Genomic DNA, 19,074 nt, shown 5'->3' with positions numbered 1-19,074 from the left:
ACTCGCCCCAGCTAGGAGGACCACACGCGATGACCGAGCCCGATGCCCACGCGAACTTCCCCGATCAGGCGCCGCAGCCGTACGACCCGCAGGAGTACGAGCAGCTCACCCAGCGGATGGGGCAGATCCTCGTGCAGATCGCCCCGCCCGACTGGCGGCGGATCGACCTGAAGATCCTCATGGTCGTGGACGCGACGGACGTGGCGCTCACCGTCATCCTGAAGGACGGCTCGTCCCCGGAGCTGGACCCGACCCGCGAGCTCGTTCACATCGCCGCCCGGCTCCGGTCGATCATGTATCGCGAGAACGAGGGCACCTGGTTCGGGATGCGGTACATGATGGATCCGCCGGGCGCGTTCTGGGTCAGTTTCAACGACCGGTTCGACCCGCACTGGGACCCGCCGGTCCCGGCCCGGCTCTTCGCCGCCGACGTCGCCGTGTTCCCACGCGCCGGGGAGCACGTCCCGGCGTGGCTGCGCACGACGCTCATGCAGGCCGGAATCCCGCAGAACTGAGCGGCCCGCCCTCGCTCTGACAATGGAAAGAGAAGACGTGGTGAACGAGAACCGGCCTCTGGACCCGGCCGAGCAGAACCATCTGCTGGACGGCATCACCCTCCTGCTGACGCACACCCTCCCGGCCGGCTGGGAGCAGGCCACCGTCCAGTACGCAGGGCTCGGCTCCCGCACCGAGACGCGACTCCAGTACAAGCATCTGGCCCAGCAGTTCCCGACCCGCATCGAGCCGCCCGCGGAACTCGAAGAGCTGTTCACGGCGTTGCGTTCGGGGATGTACAGCCCCGGCACGGGAACGTGGTTCACGGCCGTGTTCACGCTCGACTTCCCCTTTACGTACAACATCACTTACGAGCGCCAGGCCGAGCCGGACCTCTCGGCTCCCCCGCCGGCGTCGGTGTACGAGAAGGAACTGGAGGCGTTCCCGCGCGACCCGGAGCACACGCCGTCCTGGCTGTCGGAGGCGGCCGCGCAGGGGGGCGAGCGAATCCGTAACGCGAAGCTGTTCGATTCCCTAACCCCCGAGGGAACCCCGGTCGTGGACCGGGCCCCGGTTCCCGCCGAGCAGCGCGAGGCACTCCTCACCTACCTGGAGAAGTGCCCCATCGTGCTCGCCGCCCACAGCTACCAGGAAGACATGATCGACCCGTCGCTCACGCCTCGGGTTCCGCTCACCTTCCACACCGATGGCGTCTGGGTGTGGCCCGGGGCGTCCGCCTACTACCTGCGCGTCCACGACGTGGCTCCGGACCCCGAGTTGGTCGAGCACATCCGGGCCGTGGATTTCCTGGTCCCGCAGCCCGGTCGTGACGAATTGAACGAGGCCCTGGAGGTCATCACCGGGCCCCGGGGCTGACGACACCATGACCGGCCCGGACGTCCGCGTGTTCGTGTGGGAGTCCCGTGTCCTCTGAGCGCGACCTGATCGGGCGCCTCTCTCCAGAGAGTCCCCTGCACCTCGCCCGCGCCCGTCGCATCCTGCGGGACGCGACGGGCACCTCGTCAGGGTTCGATGCCGCGTCCGGGCGCTGGGCGATCGGTCTGGAGGAAGCCCTGACGGTCTATCCGTGCTTCCCCTATGAGACGACGACCGTTCCCACAGAGAAGACGTCCCGAGGGGGGCGCGGCTATTACCTCGTGGAACCCCAGCCGAACTCGTGAGGACCGGGCGTCTCACCGAGGTGCTTCCCGGCGGCAGGCTCAGAGCCCCACGTCCCTAGACGGGTCAGGCCAGGTGGTGCTGTTCGTTGCGCCATTCGGCGATGCGGTGCCGCTCCACGAAGGCGCGGACCGCGTTCACGCGCTTGACCGGGATCCCTCCCGGCAACCGGCCGGACGGGCCGCCATCGACCAGACCCAGCCGGATCCGTCCCGGTTCGCCCCGAGCCTTCCCCCAGAGGCCCGGCAGTTCCGGGTGGACCACATGGTCGTACCAGACGGCCAGTTCCGTGTGGCCCGCCCGTCCGACGCACAGGCCCACGGCCTCGATGACACCCGCCGGGAGGACGTCCTCCTTGCCCCGGCCGAAGTGCACGAAGCCCCGCTCGGTGAGAACGCAGCGCCCGGACTGCCCGGGACGCGTCAGCCCGACGAGGCTCACCACGGTCACGACGAACAGCAGGAAGGCCACCGCGTAGAGGGCGACGCCGCCCCATCCGCCGAGCACGATCCCGATGCCCGCGACGACCACCGTGGCGGCGGCGAGACCGGCGATGACACGGGTGGTCAGGGGCCCGGACTCGACCATGACCATCGGTTCCTTGAGCTTCATGCGCACGCCCCTCGGTCGGAGGAGGCGACCGCCCGCCCTCCAAACCCCAGAAATCCGTCGGAACATCATCTCCCGCCGCGCCCGTGGCCGGGAAGACGAGCCACGCTCATCTCACCCCCGCGCCCAGCCCGGCCCGGCAGCGCGCCCCGGCGTCCCGCGCACCGCGCCCCGCCGACCACATCCGCGCCCCGAACCCCGCATCCCGCTGCCCCCGCACCGCGACCCACGCACCGCGCCCCCGGTGCCCCGCGCACAGCACCGAGCACCGGGACGAGCGTCCCCGGACGATCTACGCGGGCGGCAGCTCCAGCGTCCTGCCGATCGTCTCGGCGGCCTGCTCCGCCGTGACGCCGAGCTGGGCGCCGTGGTCGGGCCCGCAGTACCAGAGGTACGCCGACCGGTGGCGCGCCCAGACGACGTAATGCGGACCTAGTCCGGAACGGATGAGATGCAGGATCTCCGTCCCCCGGGGCAGTATCGGCGCCACACCGGAGAACCGCCTGCTCACCAGCAGCGCCAGCTCTTCCAGGCGCTCGCCGGGTGAAGTGGACGCGGGGGGCTCTGCCGCGTCACCCGTCCCCCCGCGTCCACGCTCGGACTCACTCACCGGCGTCGGCCTGTTCCGTCGGCGCGCCGAGAGTGGTGGCCACGATCAACGCCGCGTCCACGATGCGCTCGGCCTCGGCGATCGGCTCACCCCACGACGTGAAGAACCACAGGCGGGCCCCGTCGTCGTCTCGCGGCCGGCACATGATCGTGTCCGCCGGACGCCGCACGTCCGGGCAGCACCCCGGCGGATTCGGGTTGATCACGAGCAGCTTGCGCCGCTGCAGAACGGTCTCCAGCCCGTACACCTGCAGCCGGGACATCAGGGCACCGAGCCGCGCGTGAGCGTCCGGGTGCTCCGGCTCCGGCCGGGCTCCGTCGCCCTCCGCCGAGGGTTGCATGATCGTCTCCTGCGTTGAACGAAGGCAATTCGGTCACTCCAAGTGAATCCCTGCGCACCCGCCACCAGAAGACCGATACTGCCGATGGGAGATTGACATCACTTCATCAACGACAATGGCCGAGCGAGGTGCACCCATGACCGATTCCCTCCCGAAATGGGCCCGTCAGATCAAGAGCGAGCGCGAGTCCCGGGGGTGGACCAAACCCGACCTGGCCCGCCGCATGTACCGCACCATGGGCATAACCCAGGGCAACGTCACCAGCCTGGCCCGCCAGATTACGTGGCACGAATACGGACAGCACCGCCCGACCTTTTGGGCCTCGGCTTATGCGGCCGTCTTCGAGACCACCGTCGAAGAACTATTCGACATACCGGACACATCCGCCATACCGAGCGGTACCGTGAATCCGAGTCCCACTCCCGACCCGGAGGACGACGAGGTGAAACGACGCGCCACGCTTCAGATCATCAGTGCCATAGCCGCCGGAACCGTCATCCCGCCCCGTGCCCTGGAAAACATCCTGTCCGGTGTCCAGGACGCCCTCGGCAACCCGCTGAACCTCGATGCATGGGAGGCAGCGGTCCACGAGCACGGACGGCTCCTCGAACTCCGTCCCATCGGAGACGTGATCGGCGCGCTCCTCACCGACCTCGTCGCCGTCGGCGATCTACTCAAGCGCCACGGCGGCACCCCCGCCACGTCGGGCCTCTTCCGTGTCAGCGCCGGACTCTCCGGCATGCTGGCCATCAAGATGAGCGACTTCGGCGACCAGCGCGCCGCACGCCTCTCCTGGACCAACGCCAGGCAAGCAGCCGACGCGTCCGGGGATCAGGATCTACGCGTATGGGTGCGTGGACGCGCCGCGCAAGAAGCCTTCTGGGCACAGCAGTCAGGTGAGGTCGTCACCGAACTGGCCACCGAGGCCATCGAGGTCGCGGCCGGAAGGCCGTCCGGCGGACTCGCCGGCGCGTATTCCGCACGCGCCTTCGCCGCCGCCGAGCAAGGCGATGTCCGACAGGTGCCCGTCGCACTCGCGGAACTGAAACGGACCGTCGACCGCCTGCCAGAGCCACGCGGCCTACTGGCTCGCACTCCGCTCGACTTTCGGGAGCCCCAACTCCACTGGACAGATTCCTACGCCCACAGCCGCATAGGCGCCAAAAAAGCGGAAGCGACCATTACCCGGGCTCACGCGGCTTACCCGGCAACGTCCTTTGTCCCCCGCGCGAACCTCTCGGTGATGAGGGCGGCCGTTCTCGTCAAAGAGCGAGACGTCGACAGTGGCCTGAACGAAGCGGTGACGACCCTTCGCAGCCAGTTCGAGGCAGAGGTGGGAAATATCCCCTGGGCCCGACGCCTGGGCCGAAACGTCCTGGACGCGCTTCCCGAAAAGGCGCGGGCACTCCCGGCCGCCCGCGAGCTGCACGCCCTGTCCTCCCCCCAGAACCGTCCCGCCGCCCTCCTCTGACCCAGCGGCAACACACAGAAAGACCCCCCAACCGACCACCCGAACATGGGGCCGTCAAAACCCATCCCCCGAGCACATCGCCCTAGCCAAATCACCCGCTGATGGTTTGGTCACCTGATCGCGTCCAACGCCTGACCACGGCACCATCCATCGCAATCAAGGAGACGGCCCCCATGCTCAAACCCTCCAGAACCCGCCGCGCAATTGCCATGACAGCGGCGACCCTCGCGCTCACCGGCGGCATGACCGCCGCTACCACCGGAACCGCCCACGCTGACGACTGGCGCTGCGGCCCATTCCAAGGCGGCGACTACGAAGCACCCTGGTACAGCTGGTCCCTGAGCCCCTGCATTGAGTACGACGCTGAAGCCGGTGGCTATCGGGCCTACCTCCAGGGGCACCTCGGCACCACAGACGTACGCGCCTACCTCGGTATCTATAACTCCTGCAACGGCGTTACCTACGGCATCAACGGCGATTCGGATGCCAACCACTGGGTTCCGAGAAGCTACCCCGACCACTGGCTATGGAGCCCTGCCGTGAACATCACCTGCTCCTCGGGCGTATGGGCCATCGGGCGGATCTTCGAGTCCGGGCATGGGTCCCCCTGGGCTTGGTCCACGCGCGCCCCCGTCTGACCACGACATGCGGAGCCCTCGAAGAGGGACCGACGTCGTGGTCACCCGCCCCGTGGGCGCCTGGGTGATGGTGAGTGCCCGCTCAGCCGTGAAGGCGGGGGGAGGGGCTGGCCATCGTCGGCTGTGGAACCCGTCGCAGCCGAGAGCACCGTTGGCGAGTCGTCTCCAGTGGGCGGGTTCCCAGTAGGCGGTGTCCTGGAGAAGCAGCGCTTCGGCAACGTGCCGAGGGGCCGGGCCGGTGGTGGCGCGGCCCCACGCTGCGGTGAGGACCGCGATCGCGTCGTCGGGCAGGTCGGTATCTCCCAGGACGGGCAGCAACAGGAGGAGTCGCCGGGGGTCCCGGCTGTGCAGGGGTGCGCCCACGCATGCGGCACCATCGGATCGCGAGGACCGGCCCCCAACACAGGCACCCGGCTCAACGACCCACCACCCCGGCAGGGATGACCGCGCCCAGGCAAAGCCCGCAGACACGGCACACCGACCGTTAGCGGCAGATCACGCGGACCGGCCCACGCACCCCGCCCCCAACACACGCACCCGGCACGACGACCCCCGCCACCCCAGCAGGGATGACCGCGCCCAGGCAAAGCCCGCAGACACGGCACGCCGACCGTTAGCGGGAGGACGAGGCCCCCTGACCGCGCGCCCGCGCGCATCGAACCTCCGGCAAGTGATCGGCCGCGTAACGCATGCGCCGGAGCCTCCGGACGGGGACGCCGAGGGCCCGCGCAGCGCGGGTGCGGGACGTGGCCGGTCCTCCGGACATCTGGAACAACGCGGGCACGGCGTGCCGCGCGCGGTTTCATCCCTCGGGTTCTCGGGACGTGCCACCGATGGTCGCCCGTCGGCCGTGGTCGCGCCGCCGAATCGACCGACGGCGGCGGCAGGACGACGGCCCGGTCTGAGGCGCGGGCGTGGCGCGACAAGCAGGCCATGTCCACCAAGATCCGCCCGGCGGCGCGCTGCGCCTCAGGAGTCGCCGTGCACACGTCTCCGGACCGCGATGCCCACGCGGGAACGGCCCCGTCCTCGCCATCATCTGCGACCGCCGAGTGGCCGCCAAGGTGAGGCGAACCCGGGCCGGACGGCCCTGGCCGTCCGGCCCGCGCACGACTCAACCCACCGATTCCAGGGGCCCTACCGGCAGCGGCGTCACCAAGCCCGCGCCCGCGAAGGCCGTCGACCGAAGGCGAATTCGTCAAAGGCCATGAAACTGAGCCGTCCATGGCCTTGTACGAGGTCATTCGACGGGTGGGCTCACGATTCGAAATCGTGATACCCGTACTCGACCCAGCCCCGGTCGATCAGCTCGTCCTCCAGGTCGTCCTCGTCGAGCCCATCGAGGTCATCGAGGTCGCCGAGCGGGCCGTCGCCCAGCAGGACGTAGTCACAGACCTCCACGATCTCGCCTACCAGCGGCGGGGCGGAGATGCCGTCCCAGTCCACGGTGAACTTGAGCCTGCCGTCGAAGTCACCGGCGGCCATCCCGTCTTCGATGACACTCATCTGCTCTGGATCACCCGCACCGGCGGAGTCGATCGGCTCGCCCGGGCCGCGGAAGGTGATGTCCGGACGGCCGTCGATTCGAATCGTGATGAACGGGTGAAGGCCGATCGAACGGACTCTTTTGCCCTGCTGATATACGTCCAGCGCCAGATCGGCGCTGGAGTAAAATAGCAGGTACCCATGGTGCTCAAGCTCGGAGTCCAGCGCGGCCATGACCTCGTCGAGACTGCCGCAGATGTGGTGCGCGTCCATCCTGAGCGCACCCGGAGGCACAACGAACCTCAAATCATAGAAGCTTTTAGGCACCATGCCCGGAACCCTACCTTGGGGGTCCGACAACCGACGTCCACTGCGACCCCGACACCAGCGGCGATAACGCCCACCGGTGGTCAAGTACCGCTATTCACACCTATTCCCAGAAACCGCCCGCCGGACGCACTCGTCGTGGTGTGAGGGCGACCTTTGACAGCCTCCCTCTGAACGCGGTGAATCACCTGGAATACCGAATGACCTGCGCGAACGTTGCGGTTCCGGTGGTCACACCGAAAGCAGGTAATCGAGCGTCGGCTCACCGATTGTCGGCGGACCTGTTTTCTTCAGGAGGGTGGCGGTGCGGACCAGGGCGGCGACGGCCCGTGATCGGCTGTGGGACGGCCACGCGATCACCGTGGTGATCGTGGGGGCGTCGAGCACGGGGACGGTGGCCAGGTCGCCGCGCAGGTGGGTGCGGCAGGATTCCGGGAGGACGGCCGTGGCGCGGCCAAGGGCGATCAGCTGGTAGAGCTGTGCGGTGTCGCGGGCCTCGGGGCCGGGGCCGTCCGGGTAGGTGCCGTCACTGCGGGGCCAGCGCGGCATCGGGAGGCCGGGCAGATCGGTGACGTCGGCCATCGTGACGTGGTCGTGGCCGGCCAGGGGGTGGCCGACCGGAAGGACGGCGACCTGGCTTTCGGTGTGCAGTTCCTCGGTGTCGAATCCGGCTGTGGAGTCGAACGGCCGATGCAGGAGCGCCACGTCGGCGCGCCCGTCACGCAGCATGTACTCCTGTTCGCCGATTCCACAGAGCCGCACGTCGACGGGGACCCCGTCGGGGGCGGCGGCATAGGCGTCCAGGAGCTTGGCCAGCAGCTCGCCGACCGCCCCCGCCTTGGTGACGAGGACCAGGCCGGGATCGTCCTTCGTGGCGCGACGGGTACGGCGCTCCGCGGCATCGACCGCGTCGAGGGCCGCCCGGCCCTCGACGAGCAGGACCGATCCGGCCTCGGTGAGCGAGACGGTGCGGCCTGCACGATCCAGCAAGGTCACCCCCAGGCGCCGTTCGAGCTGCTGGATCGCCCGCGACAGCGGAGGCTGCGCGATTCCGAGGCGCTGTGCGGCCCGGCCGAAATGCAGTTCCTCGGCAACCGCGACGAAGTACCGCAACTCCCGCGTTTCCATGCCTGTCACGGTACCCGGCTGGATCGATACCCGTGAGGTATCACCGCCCACCCAGTCGGTGTTGGAGGTCTCGGCGCGGGACGGGTCACGATCGGGACATGAGCGAACAGAAGATCGCACTGGTGACGGGCGCGAACAAGGGAATCGGGTTCGAGATCGCCGCCGGGCTCGGCGCTCTCGGATGGAGCGTGGGTGTCGGCGCCCGGGACGCGGGCCGCGGGGAGGCCGCCGTGGACAAGCTCCGGGCAGGCGGCGCCGACGTGTTCGCCGTGCCCCTCGACGTGACCGATGACGCGAGCGTGACAGCGGCGGCGGCCCTGATCGAGGAGCGTCATGGCCGCCTGGACGCCCTGGTCAACAACGCCGGGGTGACCGGCGGCATGCCGCAGAATCCCACCGCGGTCGGCGTCGCCGCCATACGGGCCGCTGTGGAGACCAACGTGATCGGCGTCGTCCGCGTCACCAACACGATGCTGCCCTTGCTGCGTCGCTCGCCATCGCCCCGGATCGTGAACATGTCCAGCACCGTCGGCTCCCTCACCCGCCAGACCTCGTCTGCGGGGCAGGAAACCACGGGCCCGCTGTCAGCCGCCTACTCCCCGTCCAAGACCTTCCTCAACGCCGTCACGATCCAGTACGCGAAGGAACTGCACGGCACCAACATCCTGATCAACGCCGCCTGCCCAGGCTACGTGGCCACCGATCTGAACGGTTTCCGCGGCGTCCGCACCCCGGAACAGGGCGCGGCCATCGCCCTCCACCTGGCCACCCTCCCCGACAACGGTCCCACCGGCGGCTACTTCGATGACGCAGGCCCCATCCCCTGGTGACGCCACCGCCCGGCCCCAGTAACCCGGTAGCGACATGGCAGGCCCGTGCCGCCGCTGCCGCGCCGCTGCTGGGCGAGGCGGCCGGGGCGCAGGACGGCGGTGACGCGGACGCGCTGTTCAAGGCCGGGAAGTTCGAGCAGGCCGGACGCGCGTACGAGGAGATCCTGAAGGCGGGCCCCACGAACGTGCACGCGGCTCGTCAGCGCGGCTATGTCGGGCTCTTGGCCAACAGGTTCGCCGAGGCGGAGAAGTACCTCACGATGGCTCTCGGGTCAGCGCCCGGCGACAAGGAGACCAGCCGGCTGATCGCCGCGACCACACGGGTGGGCTTCAGGAGCTGCGGCGGTGCAGCAGCCATAGCGTCGTGCCGAGGAGGGCGGCGGCGAGGCCGACGAACAATGCGGCTTCGATGATCTGGAACGTCCAGAACCGGTCGGCGGGCTGATAGACGACCTTGAGATGCAGCCCCAGCTCGCGCAGGTGGGCGTCGCCCTCGGCCGTGCCGCCGAAGGCACGCCGGGAGATCTGCTCCGCCAGCGCCGGGGATATCGGGTGGCCGGACTTGTCGACGAGCCCCTGGTCGAGCACCCAGGGCCGGGTTCCGGGTGTGGTCGGAACGGAGCGTGGGCCCCTGCTGTAGTTGACCGTCGGAGGCAGGAGCCGGGTGACCGGGGCCCGGTAGTGCTGCCGCAGCCAGAACTCCACCGGAAGACGTACCGCCATGAAGGCGGCGAACGCCGTGACGATCGCGGGGACGGTGCGGCGCAGCAGCAGCCCGGCCAGGACACCGGCCGCGAAGGCGAACAGCGTGTACCCGGTGAGGGACAGCCCTTCGAGATCGAACGCGCCCGGGGCGAACCGGCCGGAGACCTGGTCGACCGGGCCGCGGAACCACGTGAAGACGGCGCTGAGAGCGGCGGTCACCGCGACGATCCCCGCGCCGACCAGCAGGATCTTGATCGTCAGCCAGCGGACCCTCGGGACGGCCTGGGTCCAGGCCAGGCGCCAGGTGCCCTGCTCGTACTCGCGGGCGAGCAGGCTCGCGCCGACGATCGCGCCGATCAGGCCCGGCAGCGGGCTGAACCACGTCGACAGGTGGTTGGCGATGCCGTTGAACCGGTCCATGAAGGCGGTCATCGCCGACTGGCAGTGGTCGCCGCCGGTGTCCTGGCGAAGGCAGGGACCGACGCCGTCGTCCACGTACGCACCACGGATCACATGGCCGTACGACAGGAAGGTCAGGGCGGTGAGGGCGACCAGCGTCAGCCCGGCGAATGCCTGGGCGCGGTGCTGCCGCCAGGTGAACCAGATCATCGGACGGTCTCCCTCGGTCGCTCAAGATAGGCCAGGATCAGCTCTTCCAGGCCGACCGGCTGCGATCGCCAGGTCGGATGCAGGTCGGGCCGGTCCGGGCCGGTGCGCACCAGCAGGTCGATGTGGCGTTCGCTGTGCGTGACGCGGACGAGTCCGGGCATCGACGGTTCGGCCCCGGTGCGCGGCCCGGTCAGCATCCGGTGGCCGTCCAGGACGTCGTCGATCGCCCCGGCGAGCTGGACCGTGCCGTCCTTCAGGAGCACCAGCCAGTCGCAGACGGCCTCCAGGTCGGCGATCACGTGGGACGACATCAGGACGGTGATCTGGTCCTCGGCGACGGCGGTCATCACCGCGCGCATGAAGTCGCGGCGCGCGATCGGGTCGAGGTTGGCGAGCGGCTCGTCCAGGACCAGCAGCGCGGGACGCTTGGCCAGCGCCAACGCCAGCGCGACCTGGGCCTGCTGGCCGCCCGACAGGCTTCCGGCCCGCTTGGCGAGCGGGATGCCGAGCTCCCCCAGCCTGCGTTCGGCCAGGTACCGATCCCAGTGCAGGTTGAGCCCGCGTCCCATCCTGAGCAGGTCGGACACCGAGAACCCTTGGTACAGCGGGTGCTCCTGGGCGACGAAACCGACCTGGGCCAGCGCTTCGGCCGACCCCGCTCCGGCGTCCTGGCCGAAGACCTCCACGGTGCCCTCGGTCGGACGCAGCAGACCGGTGATCAGCTGGAGCAGCGTGCTCTTGCCCGCGCCGTTCGGGCCGACCAGCGCGATCACCGACCCGGCGGGCAGCCGCAGGGAGCAGTCGCGCAACGCCCACGTCCTGCCGTACCGCAGGCCGAGGCCCTTGATCGCCAGCGCCGGTTTCACGCCACTCCCTCGGCCCGCAGCTCGGTGCGGACGGTGGCGAACATGGCTGTGACCATGTCGTCGTCGAGCCCCGCCGTGTAGGCGTCCCGGACCCACTGTTCGAGCGAGCGGCGCAACCGGGCGTGCGGCCCCGGCGCCACCGGCTCGATGGTGGCGGTGATGAAGGTGCCCTGCCCCGGCCGGGCGGTCACCATCCCCTCGTTCTCCAGCTGGCGGTACGCCTTCACCACCGTGTTCGGGTTGATCGCCAAGGACGCCACCGCCTCCTTCACGGTCGGCAGCTGGTCGCCGGAGCGCAGGTAGCCCAGCAGCAGGGCCTGCCGCACCTGCTGGACGAGCTGCAGATAGGCCGGGACCCCGCTGGAGCCGTCCAATCGGAACTGGAACACTCGCTCGTACCCTTCTACTATGAAGTTAGTACAAGGGTAATGACCGCTCTCTCGCCGCGTCAAGGCGGGCCGCCGCGCGCCGACTTGGCGAGATACAGAAGTACGTACTAATCTCAGTTTTTACTATGAAGGACGTACATAACTTCGAGCGTGATCCCGACGGTTTCCTCTACGACCCCAAGGCCAGGGCCGCGATGACCCTGTTCGCCGGTGGCGAGGCGGACCTGCCCGCCTTCGAGGCGGGCGCCGCCGTCCGCACCGCCTACCACGCCATCGAGCACATGCGCGCCCACGGCTCCGAGGGCCGGGGCGTCAGCGCGGGCGCCCTCGACGTCCTCCTCCGGCTCAGCGCCGCCGGTCAGGGCATGAGCATCGGCGGCCTGGCCCGCGCCGCCGGGGTCAGCTCCCGCAACGTCACCGGCCTGGTGGACACCCTGGAACGCGACGGGCTGGTCCGCCGGTCCCCCGACCCCAAGGACCGGCGTTCGGTCCTGGCCGAGATCACCCCCGCCGGACAGGCGTGGATCGAGAAATTCCGCACACCCTCACAAATGGCGATGCGGGCACTGTTCCAGGGCTTCACGCCCGACGAAGTCGTCGCCTTCCGCGACCTCTGCCTGCGGCTGGCCGCCAACCAGCAGCGCATCGCCGACCACCTGCGCCAGATCGGATCCCCGTCATGACCCTGACCGCCCAGGAACGGACACGCCGCGCCGTCCGCGGCTACCACGAGGCCCGCTTCCGCGGGGACGCGCAAGCGGCCGCGGCGCACGTGGGAGAGCCGTTCAGATTCCAGAGCCCGTTCCTCGACTCCGAGGACCGCGAAGGCCATCTGGCCACATTGCCGGCCTTCGTCTCGATCGTGACCGGGGTCGACCTCATCAGCGAGCTGTACGGCGAAGCCGAAGCGACGCTGGTCTACGACGTGCACACCGCCACGCCCGCCGGCACGCAGCGCACGGCCGAGCACTTCCGCCTGGACGGCACCAAAATCGTCTCCATCCTGCTGGTCTTCGACGCCGCACCCTGGCAACCGATGAAAGCCCACATCGAAGGGTGAGGCGAACTTCAGCGTTAGCGGCGCGCCGCGCTTGACCGGAAATCCGGAGTTATTCGCTTCACACGCAGTCTCTCACCGGGTCGTCGTGGGTGAGAGCACAGATCATCGCGTTACCGCGCTTATCGGTGTACCGCTGACGCAACTCGGCCTGGAAGTCGTTCCACTGGCGAGTGATGTCCGCGGTGGCGGTGGAGACGGCGTGATCGAAATTGTGGTCGATCCGGGAGCGTGGGGTATCGGGCGTGTCCTTTTTGAGGACGTTCTCGTGAGTGATGCGTCCGGTGCAGTCGGCCAGCACGCCGGTGGATTCGAAGTCGGGGTAGCAGCCGGTGGTCAGGTCGGACGGAATGGCGGTGGTGGCGGCGTTGATCCAGTCGGCTTCGGCCATGGCACTGTAGTCACGGATGGTGAAGAAGGGCGCGGGTACGGTCCGGGCCAGCCCAGGAGGGTTGGTGATGCTGGGCTCGGTGACCTGCTGGTCCGTCCAGTTGCTGTGGGAGTAGAAGTCCTCGATCGGGTGCCAGCCGCGGCCCAGTTGTTCGAGGACCTCGCATTTGGCCCGACCGCGCTGGTCGTTCCATAGGCAGGGCGATGTCAGTGAGACTTCCTCTGGATTGACCTTTCCCTGCGCGTCGACGAGGTCATCGGCGAAGGCCACCGCGTTGCGGAATCGGGCGATGGAGCCCCGGATGCAGGCGATGATCTCGGTGGTGGCCTGTTCCCGGGTCTTCGGGTAGTCCTTGGCGTGGAGATAGTCGCCGTTGTCGCAGTGCAGCGGTCCCAGGTCGAAATAGGTGCCATGGTCGTCGGCGACGACGGCACCGTCGCTCTGGTCGGCCATCGCGGCCAGTGAGCTCTTCTGCCACGACGGCAGCGCGTTCTCCGTGATGACCTGGTGGTAATAACCGATGAACGCCGAGGTCGGCGTCGCGCCGAGCGGTGTCACCGCCATGAGCAGCGCCGTGGGAATCGCGGCGAGCAGCACGCGCGACGGTCGTATCGTGCGATCGGACGGCATGAGATCCAAACCTCCAGTAGGTGGATCCGGTGCTCTCGGCAACCGGGCGCCGGTCACCGGCGCCCGGTTGCCGCTACGCCAGTGCCGGCGGTGGCGGTGAGCGCGGTCGAGGCGGCCATGACCGCCAGGGCAGTGGTGAGACGGCGCATGAGTGATACTCCCTCTGAAGGGCGATCTACAACTCAGAGTGTATGTCTAACTACTCAGAGTTGCCTAGATGGATGAGGAAACCACGAAGACGACCAGTGGGAGAACCTCACCGCACAGCTGCGCCAGGCGGGCCGAGCGGTCCTGGCCTCGACCACGCCGCCACTGGGGCCCCGCAAGTACTGCGGAGCGGCCTGCCGTCAGCACGCCCAGCATGCCGCCCAGACTCACGCCGACGACGGCGACGCATCCGAGGAGCGTCAATTACAGGTTGACGATCGAGCGTCGTCAATCTACGGTTGACGCATGAGCCCACTCAACATCAGCCTCGCCGACCTGATCGCCCGTCTCGACGAGGAACTCCCCGACGCCGGCGACCTGGCCCGCATCAGCGAGGCGCAACTGCGCAACCAGACCCTGTCCGACCTGGGCGACCAGCTCGTCGGCCACTACGTCGGCAAGGCCAAGCAGGCCGGTGCGTCGTGGAGCGAGATCGGCGAGGCCATCGGGGTCTCGAAGCAGGCCGCCCAGCAACGCCACGCGTCCGGCCCGTTCGACCGGTTCACCGACCTGAACCGGCACGGCATCGTGCTGGCGCAGGAGGCCGCCCGCACGTACAAGCACGACGCCATCGGCACCGAGCACATCCTGCTCGGCCTGCTCGGCGAACCGCGGGGCCTGGCGTACGAGGTGCTGATCGCCAAGACCGAGTCGGAGCAACGCGTGCGCGACGCGATCGAGGAGGCGATGCCGCCGGCCGGGACGAAGGCGCAGCGCGGTCACATCGCGTTCCGGCCGGAGAGCAAGGAGGCCATCGACCAGGCGGTCCGCGCGGCGGCCGACCTCGGCCACGACCAGATCGGCACGGAGCACTCGCTGCTGGGCCTGATCCGCCTAGAGGCGAGCCCGGCCGCGCGGATCCTGCGCAACCTCGGTTTCACGCCGGACGAACTGCACGAGACGGTCAAGGCCGCCCACGAGACCGGCCCGAGCCGTTGATCGATTGATCGGCCTTCTCGACGATCATCGCCCGTGGTCCTCGACGGCGTAGCGGCGCCGGGATCCACCCGCATGTGATCTCGTCGCGGAACCCGAGGGCCAGGTGCGAACCCCGGCGACCCAGAAGCCGGACGCCCCGTCCGCTCCGCCGGGAGCCGTCATGCGGCAGGCGCCCGCCGTCCCGTCCCCCTCTGCCCCCCAGCCCGGAGGAGGTGCGCGTCCTTCGACGGGGCCGCGGGCCAGGTCGCCGAGAGCATCGTCCCGGACCCCGGCGGCGTGATGCTCGCCCGGCGGGTGGTGCGGGTCGCGCAGGACTGAGCCGTCCAGATCCTCGCCACCCTGCCGCCGCCTTCGGACGGCGACGGCGCCACCCCGGTCGATCCTCGCGGAGCCGCCGAGACGGATCAGGCTGAGCGGTCGTCCTTGGCCAGCGTGATGGCCGCGGCGACGACGATGGCGGCCGCGGTTATCGCCGCCGTCGCAGACCAGCCGAACCGTTCGACGGCGGTGGCGCCGAACGCCGTCCCGAGGCTTCCGCCGACGAAGTAGACGAGCATGTAGGCGCTGTTGAACCGCGCGGGCGCCTCGGGATCGATCGCGAGAATGGTGCTTTGGTTCGCCACCTGTGCGGCGAAGAGCCCCGCGTCGAACAGCGCGAGACAGACCAGGGCCGCGGCGGCGCTCGCGAGGACGAACCCGGCGATCGCCGCCGCGGCTCCGGCGATCACCAGACCCGTGAGGATCACACGGCGCGCGCCGACTCGATCGGTGTAGGCGCCCGAAATTCGGGTGGCGGGAATGCCGAGGAGACCGGCGAGCGCGTACAGGCCGATACGTTCAGCCGAATACGAATATGGGGGCTCTGAGAGTGCCACCGCGAGCCCCGCCCACAGCGCACAGAAAGCGAAGAACCACAGGGCGCCTCGGGTGGCGGCCCACCGCAAGGCGGTGTACCGGACGAACAGTCCCGGAATTGACTTCAGCGTCGCGAGATAGCCACGCCCCGCCCCTCCCCCGGCGCCCGGGACGGCCAGCAGCAGGCCCACCGCGACGGCCGCGCAGGCCGCGGCGAACACCATGAGCATGCCCCGCCAGCCGATCACGTCGGCGAGCCAGCCGCCGACGATCCGGCCGACGAGGATCCCCGCCGATATCCCGGCCGTGACGATCCCCAGCGTCGCCGATCGCCGCTGCGGGGACGCGAGCCGTCCGACCACCGAGCTGAGCCCGGCGCCCACGGCCGAGCAGGCACCGATCACGCCGATCGCCGCGCCCAACGTCCACACGTCGCCGACGACGGCGCTCACGAACAGGGCGGCCGCCAGAACCCCGACCTGCGCCGCCAGCACCCGCCCCGGCGGGAATCGGTCGACCAGCGGGACGAGCAGACCGAGCCCGACCATGTACCCCATCGGCCCGCAAGCGAGCGCCACCCCGACCGCGGCGAGCGAGGCGTCCAGCGAGTGCGCCACATCGGCGATCGCGGGCTGCAACGGGTAGATCGTCGCCGTCCCGAGCGCGGCGGCGAGCGACATGAACCAGACGACGGGACCGGACAACGAGCTGTGCTGATCGACACTGGCGAGATCGGTTTTCACGCGCCCACCGTAGGAAGCGCCGGTGCGACCGTGCTGGCAGGAAACAGACATTGACGTCACCAGCGGATGCGGGCCGCCCCTCGGCCGGAACGTGATCACCATCGTTACGCTGAGGTCGGAGAGTTCGACGCCTTCCCGGCCCCCACCCAACGAGGTACGACGATGGGCATAGACCTGCGGAGTGTCCCTGTCCTGCTGGACTCAGAGCCGCTCCAGGCGATACGCAGTGACGCGGCCGTGTGGGAGAACGCTTCGTGGCGACCGCCCTTCGGCTCCGGCAGCGGCTTCGGCGAGCCCATGCCTGAGGTCAATAAGGCGATGCTGGCGGACCGTCCCAGGAGCTTCGACACGTTCAAAGGCCCCTGGCATTCAGGCTCGCGCAGTTATGGACAAGCCGAGTACGCACTCGACCCGGCGGCCTACCGCCAGTTGAACGGCTACGAAGAGCGGGAACGTTCACTGCCGTATCGGATCGTCCATGGTGACCGGCGCTTCGCCGACCACGCACTCGCCACACAGGGCATACCGTGGCGCTGCTCCACCCGGACATTCCTCCTCGAAGCCGCCGATGTGATCGAGGCTCGGGACGAGGCGGCCATCCGCCGCGAATTCTCGGTCAAAGAGATGGCGGAACGCGGCGTTTACAAAACACGCCCGGACGATGACGAGGACGAAGTATTCGCGCACGCCATGGACAACCTCCAACGGCTGGCGCACTACTACCGAGACATCGCCGACCACGACTACGACCTGATCGTGATCATGGACTGACCAGATCACGGCCCCGCGGCACCGAAACCATGGCGCGCCGCCCGCGCCAGCTCGTCCACCCAGATCCGACGCCCACCCAGGGGACACCGCACGCTGGGGCCATGGCCACGTCCCGCAGATTCCCGGTCGTCGACTCGGGAGCCTTCTATAGGCTCCCGAGTTTCCGTAGTGCCTGCTCAGATGCCGTGCCGGGTTCGGCGGCGAACAAGTCCAGTCCGCAGCAGGACGGTTCGTCGGGCAGGGAGATGAGCTCGCCGTGCAGGGTCAGTTCGCCCACGACCGGATGGTGCAACGTATACGCCCGCGAGCGGACCTGCGCCACCGGATGCTCCGCCCACAACCGAGCGAAGTCCGCGCTCAGCTCCCGCATGAGGTCGATGTGCGCCGCGAGCGCGGAATCCCCGCGATACCGTCCGAGCAGGACACGGAGATGCGCCACGTGCTCGCGCGCCGCCCGCTCCCAGCCGGTGCGGTGAAGTTCGCGCTGGTAGGGCTCGGTGAACAGCAGGTGTGAGAGCGTGCGGCGGTTCTCCGGCAGCGCGGGAAAGTCGCCGAACACCGCCACGGCGAGCCGGTTCCAGCCGACGATCTGCGTGTGCGGGCCGACCACCAGCGCCGGCGTCATCGCGAACGACTCCAGCAGGTAGCGCAGGCCCGGAGGCACCTGCGACGCCGCCCCGTCCGCACACGGCTGAGGACGCCGCGAAATGCGGCGAAGGTATGCCATTTCATCGGTGTCCAGGCGCAACGCCGCCCCGACGGCGTCCAGGACCTCGTCCGAGACGCCGTTGCCCTTGCCCTGTTCCAGACGCGTGTAGTGGGCGATGCTCACCCCCGCGACCCGGGCCACCTCCTCACGCCGCAGGCCCGCCACCCGGCGCGCTCTGCCGTAATCGCGCAGGCCGACGTCCTCCGGGCGCAGACGAGCCCGGCGTGACTTGAGGAACTCGCTCAGCTCGGTCCGATCGTCCACGCGAACAACCCTACGTGCGGGCACGCGGAAGGTGATCACGAGATGAGTACGCAGGACACGGGCCTGGTCCGGGCACCGCCACGGTTCCAGGCTGGCGAGGCGAGCCGGTCGGCGCGATTGCCGCCGAGCTCATATCGCGCAACCACCACCGAACGGAGACATACCGTGTCCCACACGCTCGGACTCATCGGCAGCGGAATGATCGGCTCATCCGTCGCCCGCCTGGCCGTCGCGGCAGGTCTCGATGTCGTCCTCAGCAACTCGCGAGGCCCGGAGACGCTCGCTGATCTCGTCGCCGACCTGGGCGATCGCGCCAGAGCGGCCACCCCCGCGGAAACCGCGCAGGCCGCGGACCTGGTGGTGGCGGCCATCCCGTTGACGGCCTTCGACCAGCTCCCGGCCGAAGCCCTGGCGGGCAAGACGGTCCTGGACACGGCGAACTACTACCCCGAGCGGGACGGTCACCTCGCCGTACTGGACACCGGCGAGCTGACCTCAAGTGCCCTGCTGCAGCGCCACCTCCCCGACTCCCAGGTGATCAAAGCGTTCAACAACATCACCCCGCACCAGCTACTCTCCCTTGCCCGTCCCCCCGCCGCCCCGGACCGCAGCGCCCTACCCATCGCCGGAGACGACGCGAACGCCAAGGCAGAGGCCACCCAGCTCCTCGACACGCTCGGCTACGACGCGGTCGACACCGGCACGCTCGCCACCAGTTGGCGCAGCGAACTGAGGTGCCCTAGATCTTCCGGACAGCCCCCCGGCTAGAGTCGGGGATGACCGGAAGGAAGTAGCAGTTGACACGGCGTAAGGGCCCGTACTCCCGG

Annotated in this window: 23 protein-coding genes; 12 read left to right on the top strand and 11 right to left on the bottom strand. The window is 69.2% G+C overall.

The window, feature by feature from the left end:
• Positions 1-29 precede the first annotated feature (29 nt).
• The 3 genes from E1291_RS04340 to E1291_RS04330 are packed head-to-tail and all read left to right on the top strand — an operon-like array spanning position 30 to position 1,676.
• A complete protein-coding gene (locus tag E1291_RS04340) occupies positions 30-515 on the top strand; it encodes a hypothetical protein (protein ID WP_131736228.1) in 486 nt (161 codons plus the stop codon).
• A gap of 37 nt (positions 516-552) precedes the next feature.
• Complete coding sequence (locus E1291_RS04335) at positions 553-1,371, top strand: ferredoxin (RefSeq protein ID WP_131736227.1); 819 nt, start codon at positions 553-555, stop codon at positions 1,369-1,371.
• A gap of 47 nt (positions 1,372-1,418) precedes the next feature.
• Positions 1,419-1,676 (top strand): hypothetical protein, encoded by a 258-nt coding sequence (locus E1291_RS04330; protein ID WP_131736226.1) that lies wholly within the window; start codon positions 1,419-1,421, stop codon positions 1,674-1,676.
• Between the two features lie 64 nt (positions 1,677-1,740).
• Here E1291_RS04330 and E1291_RS04325 read toward each other — a convergent pair whose 3' ends face one another.
• The 3 genes from E1291_RS04325 to E1291_RS04315 all read right to left on the bottom strand — a co-directional run bounded on the left by E1291_RS04325 (position 1,741) and on the right by E1291_RS04315 (position 3,233).
• A complete protein-coding gene (locus tag E1291_RS04325) occupies positions 1,741-2,286 on the bottom strand; it encodes a hypothetical protein (RefSeq protein ID WP_131736225.1) in 546 nt (181 codons plus the stop codon).
• 289 nt (positions 2,287-2,575) lie between these two features.
• The gene (locus tag E1291_RS04320; protein WP_131736224.1) at positions 2,576-2,893 is read right to left on the bottom strand and encodes a hypothetical protein; all 318 of its coding nucleotides are present in this window, start codon (positions 2,891-2,893) and stop codon (positions 2,576-2,578) included.
• A complete protein-coding gene (locus E1291_RS04315) occupies positions 2,886-3,233 on the bottom strand; it encodes a hypothetical protein (protein ID WP_131736223.1) in 348 nt (115 codons plus the stop codon). The genes E1291_RS04320 and E1291_RS04315 overlap by 8 nt, the downstream gene beginning before the upstream one ends.
• Before the next feature lie 136 nt (positions 3,234-3,369).
• On the opposite strand from E1291_RS04315, the gene E1291_RS04310 reads away from it, so the two are divergent.
• On the top strand, positions 3,370-4,704 hold the full coding sequence (locus tag E1291_RS04310; protein ID WP_131736222.1) for a helix-turn-helix transcriptional regulator: 1,335 nt from the start codon (positions 3,370-3,372) through the stop codon (positions 4,702-4,704).
• A gap of 173 nt (positions 4,705-4,877) precedes the next feature.
• Entirely contained in the window at positions 4,878-5,342 is a 465-nt protein-coding gene (locus E1291_RS04305) for a hypothetical protein (protein WP_131736221.1), read from the top strand.
• A 1,257-nt stretch (positions 5,343-6,599) separates the two neighbouring features.
• On the opposite strand, the gene E1291_RS04300 is transcribed toward E1291_RS04305, so the two are convergent.
• Together E1291_RS04300 and E1291_RS04295 are read right to left on the bottom strand one after the other, a co-directional pair.
• Positions 6,600-7,157: a hypothetical protein gene (locus E1291_RS04300; protein WP_131736220.1), complete on the bottom strand. Its 558-nt coding sequence runs from the start codon at positions 7,155-7,157 to the stop codon at positions 6,600-6,602.
• A gap of 228 nt (positions 7,158-7,385) precedes the next feature.
• Positions 7,386-8,282, bottom strand: coding sequence for a LysR family transcriptional regulator (locus E1291_RS04295; RefSeq protein ID WP_131736219.1), 897 nt, complete (start codon positions 8,280-8,282; stop codon positions 7,386-7,388).
• A 98-nt stretch (positions 8,283-8,380) separates the two neighbouring features.
• Between E1291_RS04295 and E1291_RS04290 the strand changes: the two genes are divergently transcribed.
• Together E1291_RS04290 and E1291_RS45015 are read left to right on the top strand one after the other, a co-directional pair.
• Positions 8,381-9,112 carry an SDR family oxidoreductase gene (locus E1291_RS04290; RefSeq protein WP_131736218.1) on the top strand — a complete coding sequence of 244 codons (732 nt, stop codon included), beginning with the start codon at positions 8,381-8,383 and terminating at the stop codon, positions 9,110-9,112.
• Positions 9,109-9,525 carry a tetratricopeptide repeat protein gene (locus tag E1291_RS45015; protein WP_165494956.1) on the top strand — a complete coding sequence of 139 codons (417 nt, stop codon included), beginning with the start codon at positions 9,109-9,111 and terminating at the stop codon, positions 9,523-9,525. Before E1291_RS04290 ends, E1291_RS45015 begins: the two co-directional genes overlap by 4 nt.
• On the opposite strand, the gene E1291_RS04280 is transcribed toward E1291_RS45015, so the two are convergent.
• From E1291_RS04280 to E1291_RS04270, 3 genes are read right to left on the bottom strand one after another with little or no spacing between them, the layout of a single operon-like run.
• Entirely contained in the window at positions 9,443-10,426 is a 984-nt protein-coding gene (locus tag E1291_RS04280; protein ID WP_131736217.1) for an ABC-2 membrane transporter-related protein, read from the bottom strand. The genes E1291_RS45015 and E1291_RS04280 overlap by 83 nt on opposite strands.
• On the bottom strand, positions 10,423-11,292 hold the full coding sequence (locus E1291_RS04275; RefSeq protein WP_131736216.1) for an ABC transporter ATP-binding protein: 870 nt from the start codon (positions 11,290-11,292) through the stop codon (positions 10,423-10,425). The genes E1291_RS04280 and E1291_RS04275 overlap by 4 nt, the downstream gene beginning before the upstream one ends.
• Positions 11,289-11,681, bottom strand: coding sequence for a GntR family transcriptional regulator (locus E1291_RS04270; protein WP_131736215.1), 393 nt, complete (start codon positions 11,679-11,681; stop codon positions 11,289-11,291). Before E1291_RS04270 ends, E1291_RS04275 begins: the two co-directional genes overlap by 4 nt.
• A 125-nt stretch (positions 11,682-11,806) precedes the next feature.
• Here E1291_RS04270 and E1291_RS04265 point away from each other — a divergent pair, with 125 nt between their 5' ends.
• Both E1291_RS04265 and E1291_RS04260 read left to right on the top strand, forming a co-directional pair.
• On the top strand, positions 11,807-12,364 hold the full coding sequence (locus E1291_RS04265) for a MarR family winged helix-turn-helix transcriptional regulator (protein ID WP_131736214.1): 558 nt from the start codon (positions 11,807-11,809) through the stop codon (positions 12,362-12,364).
• Positions 12,361-12,741 (top strand): hypothetical protein, encoded by a 381-nt coding sequence (locus E1291_RS04260; protein WP_207400545.1) that lies wholly within the window; start codon positions 12,361-12,363, stop codon positions 12,739-12,741. The genes E1291_RS04265 and E1291_RS04260 overlap by 4 nt, the downstream gene beginning before the upstream one ends.
• A 58-nt stretch (positions 12,742-12,799) precedes the next feature.
• Here the strand turns inward: E1291_RS04260 and E1291_RS04255 are convergent, their stop codons facing one another.
• Positions 12,800-13,726: a hypothetical protein gene (locus E1291_RS04255; RefSeq protein ID WP_131736213.1), complete on the bottom strand. Its 927-nt coding sequence runs from the start codon at positions 13,724-13,726 to the stop codon at positions 12,800-12,802.
• 486 nt (positions 13,727-14,212) lie between these two features.
• On the opposite strand from E1291_RS04255, the gene E1291_RS04250 reads away from it, so the two are divergent.
• Positions 14,213-14,905, top strand: a complete 693-nt coding sequence (locus E1291_RS04250; RefSeq protein WP_131736212.1) for a Clp protease N-terminal domain-containing protein — start codon at positions 14,213-14,215, stop codon at positions 14,903-14,905.
• 404 nt (positions 14,906-15,309) lie between these two features.
• On the opposite strand, the gene E1291_RS04245 is transcribed toward E1291_RS04250, so the two are convergent.
• The gene (locus tag E1291_RS04245; RefSeq protein ID WP_242613935.1) at positions 15,310-16,503 is read right to left on the bottom strand and encodes an MFS transporter; all 1,194 of its coding nucleotides are present in this window, start codon (positions 16,501-16,503) and stop codon (positions 15,310-15,312) included.
• Between the two features lie 162 nt (positions 16,504-16,665).
• Here E1291_RS04245 and E1291_RS04240 point away from each other — a divergent pair, with 162 nt between their 5' ends.
• Positions 16,666-17,274 carry a DUF1877 family protein gene (locus E1291_RS04240; RefSeq protein ID WP_165494955.1) on the top strand — a complete coding sequence of 203 codons (609 nt, stop codon included), beginning with the start codon at positions 16,666-16,668 and terminating at the stop codon, positions 17,272-17,274.
• Between the two features lie 145 nt (positions 17,275-17,419).
• Here E1291_RS04240 and E1291_RS04235 read toward each other — a convergent pair whose 3' ends face one another.
• The gene (locus tag E1291_RS04235; RefSeq protein ID WP_207400543.1) at positions 17,420-18,247 is read right to left on the bottom strand and encodes a helix-turn-helix domain-containing protein; all 828 of its coding nucleotides are present in this window, start codon (positions 18,245-18,247) and stop codon (positions 17,420-17,422) included.
• Positions 18,248-18,412: 165 nt separating this feature from the next.
• Here E1291_RS04235 and E1291_RS04230 point away from each other — a divergent pair, with 165 nt between their 5' ends.
• Positions 18,413-19,015 carry an NADPH-dependent F420 reductase gene (locus E1291_RS04230; RefSeq protein ID WP_131736209.1) on the top strand — a complete coding sequence of 201 codons (603 nt, stop codon included), beginning with the start codon at positions 18,413-18,415 and terminating at the stop codon, positions 19,013-19,015.
• Positions 19,016-19,074 lie beyond the last annotated feature (59 nt).

The sequence above is a fragment of the Actinomadura roseirufa genome (genome assembly GCF_900659635.1).
GTDB classification, from domain to species: domain Bacteria; phylum Actinomycetota; class Actinomycetes; order Streptosporangiales; family Streptosporangiaceae; genus Spirillospora; species Spirillospora roseirufa.
This window is presented reverse-complemented; position numbering and strand designations above follow the sequence as displayed.